The organism is Acinetobacter sp. BIGb0196 (assembly GCF_011759595.1).
GTDB classification, from domain to species: Bacteria; Pseudomonadota; Gammaproteobacteria; order Pseudomonadales; family Moraxellaceae; genus Acinetobacter; species Acinetobacter guillouiae.
In genome coordinates this window covers 281,954-298,042 of the sequence record NZ_JAAOZA010000001.1, presented here as the reverse complement: position 1 = coordinate 298,042, position 16,089 = coordinate 281,954, and the positions used below count along the sequence as shown (strand labels likewise).

Genomic DNA, 16,089 nt, shown 5'->3' with positions numbered 1-16,089 from the left:
CCGTATTGATTGAGGAGTAAATCGTGGGGAATAATTATGATCATGGATTTTTAGATTATCCAATTTATGCCTTTACTGAAAATTATTCCCATGGGCATATTGAAGATTGGCATAGCCATGAACGTATCCAACTGATTCATACGCTTTCTGGTGTTCTCCGTATTCAAACGACAGAAGGAACATGGGTCACGCCACCGGGACGCGGTGTATGGATTCCAGCATATAAGGCTCATGCCTTACTGATCAGTGGTGATGTGCAAGCTTATGGTGTATTTATTGAGCCAGATGCGCGTTCAAAATTAGTCAATGAATGTCGTGTTGTCACGATCTCGCCTCTGCTAAAAGAGCTTATTCGCTCAGCGATGCAGATTCAAACCACAATCCATCCTCAAAGTCGTGAAGCACGATTGCTTGAACTAATTTTAGATGAGTTGGAGCTTCTCCCTGTTCTACCATTTAACTTACCTGAGCCACAAAATATTAAATTGCAAAAGCTTTGTGCTGAAATCAAACTTGATCTCAGCCATACATGGACACTCGAACATGCCGCCCAATTTTTACATGTTAGTCCGAAAACCCTTACTCGGCATTTTCAGAAAGAAACCAATATGCATTTTAGTCATTGGGTACGGCAGGCAAGGCTGATGCAAGCCATGACTGATTTGGCAATGAATAAATCTATTTTCAATGTTGCACTTGATTTGGGCTATGACAGTGCCAGTGCCTTTAGTGCCATGTTTAAACGTGAAACCAGTTTGACGCCGAGTGAGTACATTCAGCAGTTTCAATTTAAAGATCACTAAATCTATTCAAAGCCACAGACAGAAAAAAAGCGCCCGAAGGCGCTTTTTAGACATTCAATTATTTACTGGCATACCAGTCAAACAAGTTAAACATGTACGGCGCATAGGTCACAATCACCAATGCTGAGAACAGCACCACGATTGGCAAGATCCAACGCTCATAACGATAGTAGAAGCTTGTATATTTGGCTTTTGCCTCAGCATCGGCGGCGGCAACCTCTGCATCACCGACCGAGAGCCTCGTCAGCAAATGGTTGAGCGCAACAGGTGGCGTAACATAACCAAACTCAAATGCAACCAGTACGATCATCCAGAAGTGAATCGGATGAATACCATTTTCAAATGCAACTGGCGCAATCGTCGCAGCAACAAGAATCACCGCACCAAATGGATCTGTTGTCATACCAATTAATGCAAGTAACAATGCCATAAAGCCAAGTGTCACCAAGATACTACCCAGATGCGTTGGAACCATGGTCACGATTTCACTACGTTCAATCAGACCACCAACACTTGCAGACAACGCCATCAGGATAATTAACGCACCAATATGACCAACGCTTTCCGATGTTGCAAAACGAATTGCGCTACGGAAGCCACGTTTTGTTTCAGCGGTATCACCATGCTCACGTAAGTATTCAGAATTTTTTTCATGCTCTAGAGCAAGCGCTTTATTTGGGTTTTCTGGTATCGGTAATTTATTACCAAATAACTTATCAAATAAAATAAATGCCAATAACATGATTGGAAGAATTACAGGTGCAGTAAATTCATCCATTTTCGTGTCCAGACCAAACTGATAGAAGCCAATCACGACAGCAACAATCAAGATATATGGAAGCACTGGAACGAAAGCACGCAACATACCAGGGACAGCAGTTTTCGGTGAGTTAATACGGAACTTATTCTCAGCAAGGAATAACGACACCCCTAAGAAAATAAATGCGGTTAACCAGAATACATAAATACCATGATCAAATAACTCGTCTGAAGTTACATGACGGCTATCCAGCATTGAAATTAAGATCACCAATAGACACGGACGTAATACAACACCAAGTGAACCTGACATTGCTGAAACAGCCAATGCATATTGACGACGTGCACCTGAATTCCACACTTCTTTATAGATAATCGCACCAGCAGCAACAACGAAGATTCCCGAAGCACCTGTATATGCGGTTGGAATTGCTGCACCAATCAAAATGATCCACGTCAACGTTTCAGGCGCTAAGTTCCAAGGACGAAGAATCGCCAAGAAAAGATCCATCACACGTGTTTGGGTCAATAACATCCCTGCCCAAATAAACAGTGCTAAGTTAAGGAAGATATTTGAAAATTCAGTCAACAAGCCAAGGTAAATACCTTGCCCCATTGGGTAGTCCATAAAGAAAGTAAACGCAATACCTGTCACAATTGCCATAAAGGCATATAAAGGTATGCTCAACAGCGCAAGGCCAAATTTACCGCCTTCTTCAGCATTTTCTGGTGTCCGGAATAATTTGAACAGGCTGATGACTGTCAAGACAACGAACAGGATCATCCATAACCAATAGACCCCGATCGTTTCAAGGGTCGATTCAACACCAGAATTGAGTACTGAACGATATTGGCTAATAACCGAGAAGCTCAGTAAGGCATTCCCCAGTACCATCGCAATATTATAGACTTTAAAATCAAGCTTAGTACGCGCTGGACGTAGCCCAATATGATGCATCTTCAATGATGCTGTAATTGCAGCAATCACCACCATCAAAATCAGGATGAGTACGCGATGTTCAGAGCCCCATTTCAATATCCAGAAGAAACCCGTTTCCATCGAACGATATGAACGAAGGGATGGATGATCTTCCATATGTTTGATCGATTTATCATAGAACGCATACTTCTGTTCACAATCCGTTTGAGCTGAAACGAATGAAGCGCGAACATCTGCTTCTGGCGTTAAACCAAAAAATGCCGCATCAGGATCACTGGCTTCCTGTTGCATTTTTTCTTTGACAAGCTTATCGATATCTACATTGCGGTCACATGAAGGTTTGTTGGGCTCAGCACGTAAAAAGGAATATTGCATTCCTATTTTTTCGTCTCCATATAGGCGTTCACCTAAACGAAGCATTTGCCCATGAATCATATCCCCTGTCCCAATGATCAAGGTCAGGAGAAGCAGAATAAGGATGGAAAAGGTTGAGAACCACTCATTCCAGAGATAACTGAGTAGACCTAATCCCGATCTATTATTTACAGGTTCTTGCATTGTTATTCCAGTTTTTATAACCAGTGTACAATCGCTTGCACAGCTTATCTTTTATTATTAGGTGAGAGGTAAAATCCTTTACCAATACCCATTCCTATCATCACCACTCAAATTTGCCCTAATTTTCCTAAGAAAAACATGACAAAGATTAATTTTTTTGGCGAGCTTTTTGTCAACTCATCTATAGTCTTATCATTAAATGTGAAAAAACAACTAAGTACTTATATTTTTTACAACTAAAATAGATGTAACATTCACATAATTAACCACAAATGAGAATCAGCATCCATTCATTACAAAGTATTCATTCAAATTTATTTTTTAAATATCTTTACACTTCTATGTGCTTAACCTCATCAAAATAATGAAATTTTATAGAATAATACTTCATACAAATAATATTCTTGATTCATTTTCTATTTCATAACATTAAGTCGAAAAATTAAGCTCAAGATGGCACAAATACTTCCAAAAACCACCCCAAGCAAATGCGCCTGTATTAAAACAGGATGACCAATCAATTGTTCAGTTTGTAGTGCACCAAAAAAATGTTCCCATGCGATTTTGCCGAAGATGCATAACAATACGATGAAGGCAAAATTTCGTTCTGGCTTTTCTTTTAAACTGACGATTGCACAAAATACAAACAGACCATGAAGAATGCCAGACAAACCTGCATAAGCAAAAATATGAGGATAAATCAGATAAAAACAGAGACTGAGTAAAGGCGGTAAAATAAGCAATAAAGCAATAAAAACTTGCTTTTTAATGTTTGGAAATAAAAAGGGTAAACAAGCCAAAGCCAAAACATTTAAAACATAATGAATCCATCCCACATGAACCCAATGCCCTGTCCACCAGCGCCAAGGCTGGCTTAAAAAAACATCGTGCTGATAAATGAAATGAGTTTGAAAAAGCTGAAGAATTGCAAAAAAAATGATACTGGTTGCAATAAACAATATATTTTTATCTAACTTGTGTTGTTCCATGCTACACCATAAAAAAAGAAGAGCTGTCGCTCTTCCTCAATTCTAACCAATTCATGCAATTGAATACTATGGATTTGCTACAGGTTCGTCAGCTGAAGCACTTGGCTCTTCGGTCGGTGCAGGTAGATCATTAAACAATTCATCATCACCCGTAGATGCTTGTTCATCCCAGAATGTGGTCATTCCATCATCTGCTGCACGAACACCAGTATGTTCAGTCCAATAACGATCGGCAATACCTTGAACCATTTGACCGGCCATACCATCTAATAATCTAAATTCAGGGTTTACTGGCTTATCATCTGCACGCGATGCGGCATAGGCTTTTAACGCTGCTCTTAATTTAGCATCATCACCACTGGCTTGCGCTGCAACGGCATTCATTGCAAATGCTAAACGAACACCTTTCTGTTCTGCGATTTGCATTGATTGTTGTAAGGTCTGTGTTGGATCAGGCTTACCATCTCCTGCACCTGGTAACAATATCCAAATCACTGCACGTGTCGCCATTGGCGCACCCCAGAATTTGTTATTGTCTAAACATGCCATACCACGTTCGACAATCGCAGCAATATCTTTCGGTACATTCACTGCACCGCCAGAGTTAATGTCATTGGTCATCGATTGCAAACCACTGAGCATACCAATTAAATAGATGGTTTGATCTAAGTCCTTACGCATGGTTGGACAAGAATCACCTAAAGTATATTTATATTTTGCCTGCCAACGTTCTGCAAATAATTGATAACCCGTGTATTGACGTTCTGCGGCAAGGGCTGCCCAACGTTTTTGTTCTATACGAGCATCTTGCGCTTCAGTCACTTTACCATCTTTTGAAGCACGTAAATATCTGAGTTCTGCATCCAAAGCACGATTTTCTGCACACATCCCCGCAGCTGAATATAACAATACTGCCATACGGGTTGGGTCGGCCCCCATATCTTTTGTTGCCATAATCGCTGGCGTTAACGCATTGCCTGAGTTGCATGCCATATCAGTATCATTGCCCGCCAAAATGGGTGGGACGATATGTTTTTCACTAAAGCCAAGCGCAACATTGGCACCTGATTTTACAACATATGAACAACCTGATAACACAGATGAGGCAACAACAGCGGTCAGCATCAATTGACCAAGCTTGTGGACCTTAGACATACTTCCTGTCCTCTATATAATTGTGTTTATATCCCTTTTAAAATAACAATATCAGATGCAATCTCTGAATAACAGAGTAATAGCTCTAATTTCATCTGAAGAATTTGCCACAATATAGAAAGTATTCAATTGACCTGATCTGGTTTTTATACAAATTTTAAGCAAAAAAAAGTAGCATTGCGACGGTTCAGCACATGCTACTTGTTAAAAGGTAAACTCTTTAAGAGAGTTTATTGGTTTTAAGTCTTTTAAATTTGCTACCGTTAACACTGTTAGCGTTAGCTTTCTCAATCTGTTCCCTCAGCATAGTTCCTAGTCTTCCAAATATAATTGCAAAAACAATTGCAACCACTAAGAACCAAAACGTATGAATTTCACCCATTTGGAAATTCCTCCTCGCTGTTGGTAGTTTTAATTTACATGCAAGATCAGATTTTTACAGAGATAATTGTCGGACAATTTTACAATTGCGCTATTTTGTATATATTTGGTCTAACAATGAATATTAAATAAGCAAAAATCTAAATAAGGTTATGTTTTATTTAAATTAAATTAAAATTATATTTTTTATACTTGTTAGACAATTAACTTAATTTAACCCGAGATTTTAAAGATTTCCACTGTATTTTGCTCACTTGATCTTGCCAAATGATTAAACTTTTATTGTTTTTCTCACAAAAATACACTGCGATATAAAATCGATGATCAATCATTTGCTGAATTTGTACATGATGAATTTGATTGGAATCCTCATATTGTAGGGTCCACTGATCTAAGTCAAAATGTTCTAAACTTCGGACTTGTGGACGCATTCTAAATCTTTTTAGACTGAAGCATGCCAACAACAGCAGTAATACACTTATCCATACAGTGATAATGGAGTACAGCACTATAAAAATAATTGTTAAACACAAAAGCTGAAAACCCAGTGCAATACGACTGGGTTTGATTTGATATAGTTGGTGAGTTTTTAACTCATCCGTGGACATAATCTTTAAGTTTATTGATCAAGCTTCTGAGTTCAGGTCGAGGTGGCTCTGAAACTTCCATAAACCAATCCAATAAATCTGGGTCTTCCTGATCAACTAACTCTTTAAACAAGGCTTTTTCTTGCGCACTTGCTTCTAAGTAATATTGTTTTACGTATGGGTCAAAATATACATCAATCTCTTTTAAACCGCGACGAGCACGATAAATCACTTTACGTTCTTCTAAAGTAAGTTCTTCTGACATCATTTTCCCCCAATGGTTAATTCTGACTTAGTTTACCCTATTCCCGATCAATTTCTCGCTAAATTCTTCTAAATGACCAAATTCATCATTTAAAAATGAGTTTTGAGCATTCATCTCATTGCGACAAATAAGCAATTCACATAATTTCAACTCACTAAAACTCATATGGATATTATAAAAATGCAATCAGGTGCTATCCGACCTTTAACCAATATGTTGCCTCGTAAATTGTTTAATTCCGATCACGATGCTTTTCGTGAAACAGTACGTAAATTTTATGAAAAAGAAGTTGTGCCAAATATTGCTAAATATGAACAGCAACAACATGTAGATCGCGATTTATGGAACAAAGCAGGTGAAATGGGTCTGCTCTGTGCGACTATGCCTGAAGAATATGGTGGCTATGGCGTAGATCGCCTCTACAGTATGATTCTGATTGAAGAACAAGCCTATGCAATGGATTCTTCTACAGGTTTTTCTTTGCACTCGGATATTGTTGCCAACTACATCAACAACTTTGGTAATGAAGAGCAGAAAAAACATTGGATTGCTAAAATGGCTTCTGGAGAAACCGTCACAGCCATTGCGATGACAGAACCAGGAACAGGCTCAGACCTACAAGGTGTTCGCACCACCGCTGTTTTAGATGGGGATGAATATGTAATCAATGGTTCTAAGATCTTTATTACCAATGGTTATCTATGCGATATGGCAATTGTCGTATGTAAAACAGGCAGTTCAGAGAAAGGTTCTGCCAACCTATCTTTGATTATCGTTGAAGCTGACCGTGCTGGCTTTAGCAAAGGAAAACCACTCAATAAAATTGGTATGAAAGGACAAGATACTTGCGAATTGTTCTTTGAAGATGTTCGTGTGCCAAAAGAAAATTTATTGGGTATGGAAGGCATGGGTTTTATCATGCTGATGAAAGAGTTGGCATGGGAACGTATGCTGGTCGCGATTATCTGTCAAGCAGGCGCAGAAGCAGCGCTAGCACATACCGTTCAATATACCAAAGACCGTAAAGCGTTTGGTAAACCGATCGGTGCTTTTCAAAATACACGTTTTAAACTTGCTGAAATGCGCACAGAAATTGATTTCTGCCGTGCTTACCTCGACCGTTGTATGGAATTACAACTTGAAGGTACATTAGGTGTTGATGCTGCAGCTGCCGCAAAATACAAAATTTCAGAAGTATTCTCTAATGTGGTTGATGAATGCCTTCAATTACATGGTGGGTATGGTTATATGCTGGAATATCCAATTGCACGTGCTTATATCGATAATCGGGCAAATCGTATTTATGCAGGTACAAACGAGATTATGAAAGAACTGATTTCCCGTTCTTTATAATTTATCTCATGACAGTTAAAGGAGCTTTGGCTCCTTTTTCTATTGCCAAGCATTCTTTTTAAATCAATTTTCCTGTTGCAATAAAAAGGAGCTTTCGCTCCTTGTTTATTTCATAGCTTGTTTATTTTGCTATTTCTTAGTTGAGTGATTTCTAGGTTTGATTAAGAAACTAGTTTAGGCTTTTTTGCGAGTTGTGCTTCACGCTTATGAAATTTTAAAACGCCATCTTCAAACTTGGCATTTTTAAGTTCTTTACGATCTGCTAAATAGTTATTCGACACTTTCCAAGGTGCATGCTTACCTTGTTTTGGCATCACATCCGCTGCGCGGGCAATATAACCTGAACTTAAACTGCCCATCACCGTATCTTCCATCAATTCAGTTGCATCACCTTGAGGAATAACTTCGTCATAGCCTTTCTTGTCCATATAATTTACAAGACGGCAAATATACTCACCTGCAATATCAACTTTTAATGTCCATGACGCGTTGATATAACCAATGATCATTGCCATATTTGGCACATCGCTAACCATCACACCTTGATACAGCATATGCTGAGATGTATTCATTGGCTTATTATCAATTGTAGCTTTGATACCACCCAAGATTTGGATTTCTAAACCTGTTGCTGAAACGATGATATCCGCATCTAAATGCTTACCAGATTTTAACTGGATACCTGTTGCGGTAATTTTCTCAATTTGATCTGTTTCAACGCTGGCTTTACCAGAACGTAAAATTTTAAATAAGTCACCATCTGGCACAACACATAAACGCTGATCCCATGGATTATATGTTGGGGTAAAGTGTTTCATATCCACTTTACCTTTTAATTGCATTTCAATCGATTTGAGTAAGAACTTACGCAGTAACTTCGGTTGTTTTTGTGCAAGCGCATAGATACCGCGTTGCATACCAATATTACGTGCACGGGTTAACTTATATGCCACATCTTCAGGTAAAACCTTACGCATTTTGTCATAAACAAAATCAATAGATGGGATTGAAGCAATATATGTTGGTGAACGTTGCAACATGGTCACATGCCCTGCTCCACCTTTTGACATCGCAGGCACTAAGGTAATAGCTGTTGCACCACTACCAATAATCACCACTTTTTTACCCGAATAATCTAAGTTTTCAGGCCAAAATTGTGGGTTAATAAATTCGCCTTTAAAATCATTTTTACCTGGATAATCAGGTTGATAACCTTGGTCATAATTATAATAACCCGTACATCCGATTACAAAGTTTGCAACCCACGTATTGAGTTTTTGATTTTCATCTTCAATTTGTACGACCCATTTTTTAATTGAAGAATCATAATTTGCAGTACGTACACGCTGATTAAAATGAATTTTATCTTTTAATTTAAATTCATCGACAACTTCAGCAACATAACCTTTAATCGAAGCACCATCTGCCAAGACATTGGCTTTTTGCCATGGTTTAAAATTAAACCCAAAAGTAGACATATCTGAATCGGAACGGATACCAGGATATTTAAATAAATCCCAAGTACCACCGAAGCTCTCACGACGCTCAATAATTTCAAATGAACGTTGTGGTGAGTGTTTTGAAATATGCGCAGCTACACCAATACCAGAGATACCTGCACCAACGATAAGAATATCAACTTGCTTTTCCATGTTGTTTTTATAACCTTTTTAAGAGTACTTTTTTATTAAAGCACAAATCTGACAATACGCAATGTCAAGTTTGCATTTTTCTGACGAAATTTAAGTCAATTTGGGACAAAACCATAAATTGTCCAACAAAAAGGCATAAAAAAAGGCCGGTGAAACACCGACCTTTTTCGAACAACCGATTGTTCTGTGACGTGAGTAATTAGTTTACTTCACGATCCACAAGTTCTACATAAGCCATCGGTGCAGCATCACCTGCACGGAAACCAGCTTTAAGAACACGTAGATAACCGCCGTTACGTTCTTTGTAACGAGGGCCAAGAACGGTAAATAATTTACCAACTGTTGCTGCTGAACGAGTACGAGCAAACGCCAAACGACGGTTTGCTACAGTATCGTTTTTAGCTAAAGTGATTAAAGGCTCAGCTACACGACGTAACTCTTTTGCTTTAGGCACAGTAGTTTTAATTAACTCATGCTCAAACAAAGAATTAGCCATGTTTTGAAACATCGCTTTACGATGGCTGCTGGTACGGCCTAATTTCACACCACTATTACGATGACGCATGGTGATAGTCCTACTTAATTAACGGCTACGATAGGCGAAACGATCGTCCATACGGAGACTAGCTGGTGGCCAGTTCTCTAAACGCATGCCGAGCTGTAAGCCCTTAGAAGCCAGAACATCTTTGATCTCAGTAAGCGATTTTTTACCAAGGTTAGGAGTTTTAAGCAACTCAACCTCAGTACGCTGTACTAGATCACCAATGTAGTAAATATTTTCTGCTTTCAAACAGTTAGCAGAACGAACAGTAAGCTCTAGATCATCAACTGGACGAAGCAAGATTGGATCAACTTCTTCACGTGGCTCTTGAGCAACTGGAGCTTGATCTTTCTGAAGATCAACAAAAATTGCAATTTGTTGTTGCAAGATTGTTGCCGCTTTGCGGATAGCTTCTTCAGGATCTACAGTTCCATTCGTTTCAAGATCAATGACGAGCTTATCAAGGTCAGTACGTTGTTCTACACGAGCATTTTCAACTGTGTAAGACACACGTTTAATCGGGCTATAAGAAGCATCTAACTGTAGACGACCTACAGGACGCGTTTCGCCTTCAGGGAAACGTGAGTCAGAAGTTTCATAACCACGACCTTGAGAAACTTTCAAGCGCATTTTTAATGAGCCTGAAGCACTTAAAGTACCAATCAGATGTTCAGGGTTAACCACTTCAACATTATGTGGTAAACGAAGGTCAGCAGCAGTTACATCGCCAGGACCTTGTTTTTCCAATGTCAAATATGCTTCGTTTTGATCGAACAGCTTAATAGACAATCCTTTTAGGTTCAGCAAGAGCTCGACGATGTCCTGCTGCAAGCCTTCTAAAGTACTGTACTCGTGCTCGACACCCTCTATCTCTACTTCAACCACGGCTGCGCCAGGTAAAGAAGACAAAAGGATGCGACGTAAAGCATTACCAAGAGTATGACCAAAGCCACGCTCTAATGGTTCAAGAATCACTTTTGCCGAGGTCCCGCTTGCCGCTTCGACCTTGATCGCTTGCGGAGTTAGAAACTCGTTTGCAGTACGCGTCATTATTGCTACCTCAAGGATTATTTAGAATACAATTCTACAATCAAGCTTTCGTTGATTTCAGCAGGTAAATCAGAACGATCTGGTGCAGCTTTAAATGTACCTTCAAGTTTTGAATGATCTACTTCAATCCAAGCAGCTGTTCCACGTTGAGCAGCTAATTCAATTGCGTTTTTGATACGTAATTGTTGTTTAGCGCTTTCGTGAACTGCAATCACGTCGCCCGCTTTAACTTGGATAGACGCGATGTTAACACGACGACCATTTAAAGTGATTGAACGGTGAGATACCAGCTGACGAGCTTCTGCACGTGTAGAACCAAAACCCATGCGATAAACAACGTTATCGAGGCGGCTTTCAAGCAATTTCAACAAGTTTTCACCTGTTGCGCCTTTAACACGAGCAGCTTCTTTGTAGTAGTTACTAAATTGACGCTCTAAAACACCGTACATACGACGTACTTTTTGTTTTTCACGTAATTGTAGTGAATACTCTGATTGTTTAGCACGGCTTTGGCCATGTTGACCAGGAGCTTTAGCAGATTTTTTTGTTTTGACGTCAAATGGTTTAACGCCAGATTTTAATTGCAGGTCTGTCCCTTCGCGGCGAGAGAGTTTGCATTTTGGACCAATATAACGAGCCATGAATGTTTCTCCTTACACGCGACGTTTTTTAGGTGGACGGCAACCGTTGTGCGGAATCGGTGTCACATCGGTAATGCTGTTAATTTTATAACCCACTGCACCTAATGCACGAACCGCAGATTCACGACCTGGACCAGGACCTTTTACAAGGACGTCCAAGTTTTTCAAACCGTAATCTAAAGCAGCTTTACCAGCAACTTCAGCAGCTACCTGAGCAGCAAACGGAGTTGATTTACGTGATCCACGGAAGCCTTGTCCACCTGAAGTAGCCCAAGCCAATGCATTACCTTGACGATCAGTAATCGTAACAATGGTGTTATTAAAAGAAGCGTGAATGTGTGCAACACCTTCAGAGACGGTACGAGTGACCTTCTTGCGTGTGCGAGTATCTTTAGCCATCTTTTAGCTTCCAGAAATCTTATTTCTTAATAGGTTTGCGCGGACCTTTACGGGTACGTGCGTTAGTTTTGGTGCGTTGTCCGCGAACAGGCAAGCTGCGACGATGACGAAGACCGCGGTAGCAGCCTAAATCCATTAAACGTTTAATGTTCATGGAAATTTCGCGACGTAAGTCACCTTCGGTCGGAACCTTAGCAACTTCTGCACGAATCGCATCAAGCTGAGCATCATCTAATTCACGAATTTTAGTAGTAGTCGTAATACCTGCAGCAGCTAAAATGTTTTTAGCTGTGTGGCGGCCAATACCAAAAATATACGTGAGAGAGATAACAGCATGCTTGTTATCCGGAATGTTTACACCGGCAATACGAGCCATTCAAATTTCTCCAAAAAGGCAGTAGAGATAATCAACCGCCCCACAAAAATCTTGAGGGGCGGATAATAACCTAATTAGCCTACTGAAATCAACAGGTCTTAATTAAATTAACCTTGACGCTGCTTATGACGAGGTTCTGCGCTGCAAATTACGCGAATAACCCCATTACGACGGATAACTTTACAGCTACCACAAATTTTCTTTACAGAAGCTTGTACTTTCATGATGAAACCTTCTAAGTGCGCTTATCCCTTAGGATGAGCAGTCGTTTTTCTCATTAACGATTGATCGTCATACTGATGTGATGTCAAATGGGCTTGAAGCTGAGCCATAAAGTCCATAACAACAACAACTACGATAAGTAATGAGGTACCACCCAAATGGAATGGAATACCAAAAGAACTTTGTAAAATCATCGGCATTAAACAGATGACTGTAATGTAGATTGCACCAATAAACGTCAAACGATTAAGAATATGATCTAAGTAACGAGCAGTTTGCTCACCTGGGCGAATACCAGGTACATAAGCTCCACTGCGTTTCAAGTTCTCTGATACTTCTTTCGGGCTAAAAACAAGCGCCGTATAGAAATAACAGAAAAAGATAATTAACGCACCGAAGAGCACTAAATACAACGGTTGTCCAGGCGATAATACCAATGCCAAATCTTGTAGGCTACGTTTTACAATTCCTGCATTTGGATCAGCACTGCCTAACCATTGACCTAAACTTGCAGGGAACAACAATAACGAACTTGCGAAAATTGCTGGAATAACCCCTGCCATGTTGATCTTCAATGGCAAATGCGTTTGCTGTGCAGTGAATACACGACGACCTTGCTGTTTTTGAGCATAGTTCACAGGTATACGACGTTGAGCTTTTTCAATAAACACAATCGCTGCTAAAACAGCAACTGATAGCAATCCAAAGATAGCCAAACCAATTAAACTTGATTGGCCATTATCTACCGAAGTAAATGCTTGGATCACTAAGTTTGGTAAACCAGCAACAATACCTGCAAAGATAATCATTGAGATACCGTTACCAACACCACGTTCAGTAATTTGCTCACCTAACCACATTAAGAACATGGTACCTGCAACTAACGATGTTAGCGCTGGAATGTAAAAAGCAAGTCCTGAAGTCAAAGTAATACCTTGACTGATTAGACCAGCACACATCCCGATACCTTGGACTAATGCAAGTAAAAGGGTGCCGTAGCGCGTATATTGATTAATCTTACGCTTACCTTGCTCGCCTTCTTTCTTCAATGCTTCTAACGAAGGCACCACGGTCGACATCAACTGCACAATAATAGATGCAGAAATGTACGGCATGATACCTAACGCCAGAATGGACATTCGTTCTAATGCTCCACCCGAGAACATGTTAAACAAACCTAAAAAAGTACCTTCATTAGCTTTGAAAAAACGTTCTAGAGCAACATTATCAATACCTGGCAGCGGAATATGCGCTCCTAGTCGAAAGACTACCAATGCACCAATCAAGAACATTAATCGGCGAATAATTTCACGATATTTCACATGAAATGGTTGACCTTTCATCATGTTAACATGACCTGAAGAACTAGGAGACATAGTCACTCGCGATTACTCCTCGACTTTACCGCCAGCAGCTTCAAGAGCAGCTTTAGCGCCTTTAGTCAATGCAACACCTTGAACAGTGAATGCACGAGTGATTTCACCAGAAAGAACAACACGAGCACGCAACATATCTTTACGTACAACATTCGCAGCTTTCAAAGTTTCAAGTGAAATAATATCACCTTCAACTTTAGCAAGTTCAGACAAACGTACTTCAGCAGTTTTCAAAGCCAATTGGCTTGTGAAACCGAATTTAGGTAAACGACGATATAACGCAGTTTGACCACCTTCAAAGCCTGGACGAACGCCACCACTTTTACGTGATTTCTGACCTTTGACACCACGGCCACCAGTCTTACCGACACCAGAACCGATACCACGGCCTAAACGACGATTATCACGTTTTGCACCTTCAGCAGGTGCAAGCTCATTTAAACGCAGAGTCATGGCTTATTCCTCTACACTAACCATATAGTAGACTTTGTTGATCATACCACGGTTAGAAGGTGTATCTATTACTTCTACTGTATGACCAATACGACGCAGACCTAAACCTTGTAGGCAAAGTTTGTGATTTTTCAAACGATGCGAAGAAGATTTAGTCTGGGTAACTTTAATCGTTTTCATGATTGATTACCCTAAAATTTGTTCTACTGAAAGACCACGTTTAGCAGCAACTTTCTCAGGAGACGTCATATCACGTAAACCATTAAAAGTTGCATTTACAACGTTAGCCGCGTTAGTAGAACCATAACATTTCGTCAATACGTTACGTACACCAGCAGCTTCTAAAACTGCGCGCATAGAACCACCAGCGATTACGCCAGTACCTTCAGATGCAGGTTGCATGTAAACACGGCTAGCGCCATGACGAGCATGAATAGGATGTTGTACAGTACCATCAACAAGATCAACAGTGATCATGTTGCGGCGTGCAGCTTCAAGTGCTTTAGAAATAGCAGCTGGAACTTCACGCGCTTTACCGCGACCAAAACCTACACGACCATTACCATCACCCACAACAGTTAATGCTGTGAAAGAGAAGATACGACCACCCTTAACAACTTTGGCTACACGATCAACGGCAACCAGCTTTTCAACAAGACCTTCGTTTTGTTCAACTTTAGCCATGATTAGAACTCCAAGCCGTTTTCACGAGCAGCATCAGCCAAGGCTTTGATACGACCATGATATTTAAAACCAGAACGGTCAAATGCAACTTTAGTTACACCAGCAGCCTTTGCACGTTCTGCGATTAAAGCACCTACTTTAGTAGCTGAATCTACATTACCTGTAGTTCCGCTACGTAAAGATGCATCCAAAGTAGAAGCTTGCGCTAATACTTTGCCACCATCTGCAGAAATAACTTGAGCATAGATGTGACGCGGCGTGCGGTTTACACACAAGCGAGTCGCACCCAATGCACGAATGTGCAAGCGTGTGCTTTTCGCACGACGCAAACGGGATTGTTTCTTTTCGTTCATAAGAACCTCGCGCCTTATTTCTTCTTAGCTTCTTTACGAAGAACAACTTCGTCAGAATAGCGAACACCTTTACCTTTATACGGCTCTGGTGGACGATAACCACGGATTTCTGCAGCAACTTGACCTAACAATTGCTTGTTAGCTGATTTCAAAATGATTTCAGTAGCAGTCGGAGTTTCAGCAGTTACACCTTCAGGAAGAGCGTAATCAATCGGGTGAGAATAACCAAGGTTAAGGTTCACAACTGTACCTTTAACCGCAGCTTTATAACCAACACCGATAAGTTGTAACTTACGTTCGAAGCCTTCATTAACACCTTTTACAAGGTTATTAAGAACAGCGCGAGCAGTACCAGCTTGCATCCAAGAATCGCGAGATTCTTTAACTGGAGCAATATGAAGTTGACCTTCTTCCTGTTTAAGCTCGACCAGCGCATGCAGGTTGAAAGACAACGTACCTTTGCTGCCTTTCACTTCGACCTGCCGGCCGTTCTGAGTAACTGCTACACCGTTAGGTACAGTTACTGGGGCTTTAGCCACACGAGACATGAGG

The 16,089-nt window shown here is 40.3% G+C and carries 21 protein-coding genes; 2 read left to right on the top strand and 19 right to left on the bottom strand.

Translation table 11 applies throughout. The annotated features are described in order from the left end of the window. Positions 1-23: 23 nt before the first annotated feature. On the top strand, positions 24-803 hold the full coding sequence (locus FHR28_RS01370; protein ID WP_004725744.1) for an AraC family transcriptional regulator: 780 nt from the start codon (positions 24-26) through the stop codon (positions 801-803). A 58-nt stretch (positions 804-861) separates the two neighbouring features. Here FHR28_RS01370 and FHR28_RS01365 read toward each other — a convergent pair whose 3' ends face one another. The 6 genes from FHR28_RS01365 to FHR28_RS01340 form a co-directional block, all read right to left on the bottom strand. Next, positions 862-3,060 carry a TRAP transporter large permease subunit gene (locus tag FHR28_RS01365; protein ID WP_151956994.1) on the bottom strand — a complete coding sequence of 733 codons (2,199 nt, stop codon included), beginning with the start codon at positions 3,058-3,060 and terminating at the stop codon, positions 862-864. 416 nt (positions 3,061-3,476) lie between these two features. Then, the gene (gene rrtA, locus FHR28_RS01360; RefSeq protein ID WP_166781783.1) at positions 3,477-4,049 is read right to left on the bottom strand and encodes a rhombosortase; all 573 of its coding nucleotides are present in this window, start codon (positions 4,047-4,049) and stop codon (positions 3,477-3,479) included. Between the two features lie 66 nt (positions 4,050-4,115). After that, the gene (locus FHR28_RS01355; RefSeq protein WP_105714577.1) at positions 4,116-5,204 is read right to left on the bottom strand and encodes a hypothetical protein; all 1,089 of its coding nucleotides are present in this window, start codon (positions 5,202-5,204) and stop codon (positions 4,116-4,118) included. A 220-nt stretch (positions 5,205-5,424) separates the two neighbouring features. Beyond that, a complete protein-coding gene (locus FHR28_RS01350) occupies positions 5,425-5,586 on the bottom strand; it encodes a hypothetical protein (protein WP_004725737.1) in 162 nt (53 codons plus the stop codon). Between the two features lie 202 nt (positions 5,587-5,788). Next, complete coding sequence (locus tag FHR28_RS01345; RefSeq protein WP_004725735.1) at positions 5,789-6,016, bottom strand: hypothetical protein; 228 nt, start codon at positions 6,014-6,016, stop codon at positions 5,789-5,791. 163 nt (positions 6,017-6,179) lie between these two features. Continuing rightward, positions 6,180-6,437 carry a succinate dehydrogenase assembly factor 2 gene (locus tag FHR28_RS01340; RefSeq protein WP_004725733.1) on the bottom strand — a complete coding sequence of 86 codons (258 nt, stop codon included), beginning with the start codon at positions 6,435-6,437 and terminating at the stop codon, positions 6,180-6,182. Positions 6,438-6,617: 180 nt separating this feature from the next. Between FHR28_RS01340 and FHR28_RS01335 the strand changes: the two genes are divergently transcribed. Beyond that, positions 6,618-7,790 (top strand): acyl-CoA dehydrogenase family protein, encoded by a 1,173-nt coding sequence (locus FHR28_RS01335; RefSeq protein ID WP_004725731.1) that lies wholly within the window; start codon positions 6,618-6,620, stop codon positions 7,788-7,790. Between the two features lie 161 nt (positions 7,791-7,951). Here FHR28_RS01335 and FHR28_RS01330 read toward each other — a convergent pair whose 3' ends face one another. From FHR28_RS01330 to rplF, 13 genes are all read right to left on the bottom strand, one after another. Next, complete coding sequence (locus FHR28_RS01330; RefSeq protein WP_166781782.1) at positions 7,952-9,442, bottom strand: flavin-containing monooxygenase; 1,491 nt, start codon at positions 9,440-9,442, stop codon at positions 7,952-7,954. Positions 9,443-9,641: 199 nt separating this feature from the next. Next, positions 9,642-10,007 carry a 50S ribosomal protein L17 gene (rplQ, locus tag FHR28_RS01325; protein ID WP_004281488.1) on the bottom strand — a complete coding sequence of 122 codons (366 nt, stop codon included), beginning with the start codon at positions 10,005-10,007 and terminating at the stop codon, positions 9,642-9,644. Between the two features lie 18 nt (positions 10,008-10,025). Next, positions 10,026-11,033 carry a DNA-directed RNA polymerase subunit alpha gene (locus tag FHR28_RS01320; RefSeq protein ID WP_004816876.1) on the bottom strand — a complete coding sequence of 336 codons (1,008 nt, stop codon included), beginning with the start codon at positions 11,031-11,033 and terminating at the stop codon, positions 10,026-10,028. A gap of 17 nt (positions 11,034-11,050) precedes the next feature. Continuing rightward, on the bottom strand, positions 11,051-11,674 hold the full coding sequence (rpsD, locus tag FHR28_RS01315; protein ID WP_004725725.1) for a 30S ribosomal protein S4: 624 nt from the start codon (positions 11,672-11,674) through the stop codon (positions 11,051-11,053). Positions 11,675-11,686: 12 nt separating this feature from the next. Continuing rightward, positions 11,687-12,073 carry a 30S ribosomal protein S11 gene (rpsK, locus tag FHR28_RS01310; RefSeq protein ID WP_001040166.1) on the bottom strand — a complete coding sequence of 129 codons (387 nt, stop codon included), beginning with the start codon at positions 12,071-12,073 and terminating at the stop codon, positions 11,687-11,689. A gap of 19 nt (positions 12,074-12,092) precedes the next feature. Continuing rightward, a complete protein-coding gene (rpsM, locus tag FHR28_RS01305; protein WP_004725722.1) occupies positions 12,093-12,449 on the bottom strand; it encodes a 30S ribosomal protein S13 in 357 nt (118 codons plus the stop codon). Positions 12,450-12,556: 107 nt separating this feature from the next. Further along, on the bottom strand, positions 12,557-12,673 hold the full coding sequence (rpmJ, locus tag FHR28_RS01300; RefSeq protein ID WP_000867907.1) for a 50S ribosomal protein L36: 117 nt from the start codon (positions 12,671-12,673) through the stop codon (positions 12,557-12,559). A 21-nt stretch (positions 12,674-12,694) separates the two neighbouring features. Further along, the gene (gene secY / locus FHR28_RS01295) at positions 12,695-14,014 is read right to left on the bottom strand and encodes a preprotein translocase subunit SecY (RefSeq protein ID WP_171066869.1); all 1,320 of its coding nucleotides are present in this window, start codon (positions 14,012-14,014) and stop codon (positions 12,695-12,697) included. A gap of 45 nt (positions 14,015-14,059) precedes the next feature. Beyond that, positions 14,060-14,500: a 50S ribosomal protein L15 gene (rplO, locus tag FHR28_RS01290; RefSeq protein WP_004725719.1), complete on the bottom strand. Its 441-nt coding sequence runs from the start codon at positions 14,498-14,500 to the stop codon at positions 14,060-14,062. Between the two features lie 3 nt (positions 14,501-14,503). Next, a complete protein-coding gene (rpmD, locus tag FHR28_RS01285; protein ID WP_004725717.1) occupies positions 14,504-14,680 on the bottom strand; it encodes a 50S ribosomal protein L30 in 177 nt (58 codons plus the stop codon). 6 nt (positions 14,681-14,686) lie between these two features. Beyond that, positions 14,687-15,184: a 30S ribosomal protein S5 gene (gene rpsE, locus FHR28_RS01280; protein WP_004725715.1), complete on the bottom strand. Its 498-nt coding sequence runs from the start codon at positions 15,182-15,184 to the stop codon at positions 14,687-14,689. A 2-nt stretch (positions 15,185-15,186) separates the two neighbouring features. Continuing rightward, a complete protein-coding gene (gene rplR / locus FHR28_RS01275) occupies positions 15,187-15,537 on the bottom strand; it encodes a 50S ribosomal protein L18 (protein WP_004725713.1) in 351 nt (116 codons plus the stop codon). Between the two features lie 14 nt (positions 15,538-15,551). After that, entirely contained in the window at positions 15,552-16,085 is a 534-nt protein-coding gene (gene rplF / locus FHR28_RS01270; protein ID WP_004725711.1) for a 50S ribosomal protein L6, read from the bottom strand. Between the last annotated feature and the right edge of the window lie 4 nt (positions 16,086-16,089).

What these genes read in the sequence shown, in the direction of transcription:
- FHR28_RS01365 (WP_151956994.1), bottom strand. Translation starts at nt 3,060, where the DNA reads ATGCAAGAACCTGTAAATAATAGATCGGGATTAGGTCTACTCAGTTAT.
- rrtA (WP_166781783.1), bottom strand. Translation starts at nt 4,049, where the DNA reads ATGGAACAACACAAGTTAGATAAAAATATATTGTTTATTGCAACCAGT.
- FHR28_RS01355 (WP_105714577.1), bottom strand. Translation starts at nt 5,204, where the DNA reads ATGTCTAAGGTCCACAAGCTTGGTCAATTGATGCTGACCGCTGTTGTT.
- FHR28_RS01350 (WP_004725737.1), bottom strand. Translation starts at nt 5,586, where the DNA reads ATGGGTGAAATTCATACGTTTTGGTTCTTAGTGGTTGCAATTGTTTTT.
- FHR28_RS01345 (WP_004725735.1), bottom strand. Translation starts at nt 6,016, where the DNA reads ATGCGTCCACAAGTCCGAAGTTTAGAACATTTTGACTTAGATCAGTGG.
- FHR28_RS01340 (WP_004725733.1), bottom strand. Translation starts at nt 6,437, where the DNA reads ATGTCAGAAGAACTTACTTTAGAAGAACGTAAAGTGATTTATCGTGCT.
- FHR28_RS01335 (WP_004725731.1), top strand. Translation starts at nt 6,618, where the DNA reads ATGCAATCAGGTGCTATCCGACCTTTAACCAATATGTTGCCTCGTAAA.
- FHR28_RS01330 (WP_166781782.1), bottom strand. Translation starts at nt 9,442, where the DNA reads ATGGAAAAGCAAGTTGATATTCTTATCGTTGGTGCAGGTATCTCTGGT.
- rplQ (WP_004281488.1), bottom strand. Translation starts at nt 10,007, where the DNA reads ATGCGTCATCGTAATAGTGGTGTGAAATTAGGCCGTACCAGCAGCCAT.
- FHR28_RS01320 (WP_004816876.1), bottom strand. Translation starts at nt 11,033, where the DNA reads ATGACGCGTACTGCAAACGAGTTTCTAACTCCGCAAGCGATCAAGGTC.
- rpsD (WP_004725725.1), bottom strand. Translation starts at nt 11,674, where the DNA reads ATGGCTCGTTATATTGGTCCAAAATGCAAACTCTCTCGCCGCGAAGGG.
- rpsK (WP_001040166.1), bottom strand. Translation starts at nt 12,073, where the DNA reads ATGGCTAAAGATACTCGCACACGCAAGAAGGTCACTCGTACCGTCTCT.
- rpsM (WP_004725722.1), bottom strand. Translation starts at nt 12,449, where the DNA reads ATGGCTCGTATTGCCGGTGTAAACATTCCGGATAACAAGCATGCTGTT.
- rpmJ (WP_000867907.1), bottom strand. Translation starts at nt 12,673, where the DNA reads ATGAAAGTACAAGCTTCTGTAAAGAAAATTTGTGGTAGCTGTAAAGTT.
- secY (WP_171066869.1), bottom strand. Translation starts at nt 14,014, where the DNA reads ATGAAAGGTCAACCATTTCATGTGAAATATCGTGAAATTATTCGCCGA.
- rplO (WP_004725719.1), bottom strand. Translation starts at nt 14,500, where the DNA reads ATGACTCTGCGTTTAAATGAGCTTGCACCTGCTGAAGGTGCAAAACGT.
- rpmD (WP_004725717.1), bottom strand. Translation starts at nt 14,680, where the DNA reads ATGAAAACGATTAAAGTTACCCAGACTAAATCTTCTTCGCATCGTTTG.
- rpsE (WP_004725715.1), bottom strand. Translation starts at nt 15,184, where the DNA reads ATGGCTAAAGTTGAACAAAACGAAGGTCTTGTTGAAAAGCTGGTTGCC.
- rplR (WP_004725713.1), bottom strand. Translation starts at nt 15,537, where the DNA reads ATGAACGAAAAGAAACAATCCCGTTTGCGTCGTGCGAAAAGCACACGC.
- rplF (WP_004725711.1), bottom strand. Translation starts at nt 16,085, where the DNA reads ATGTCTCGTGTGGCTAAAGCCCCAGTAACTGTACCTAACGGTGTAGCA.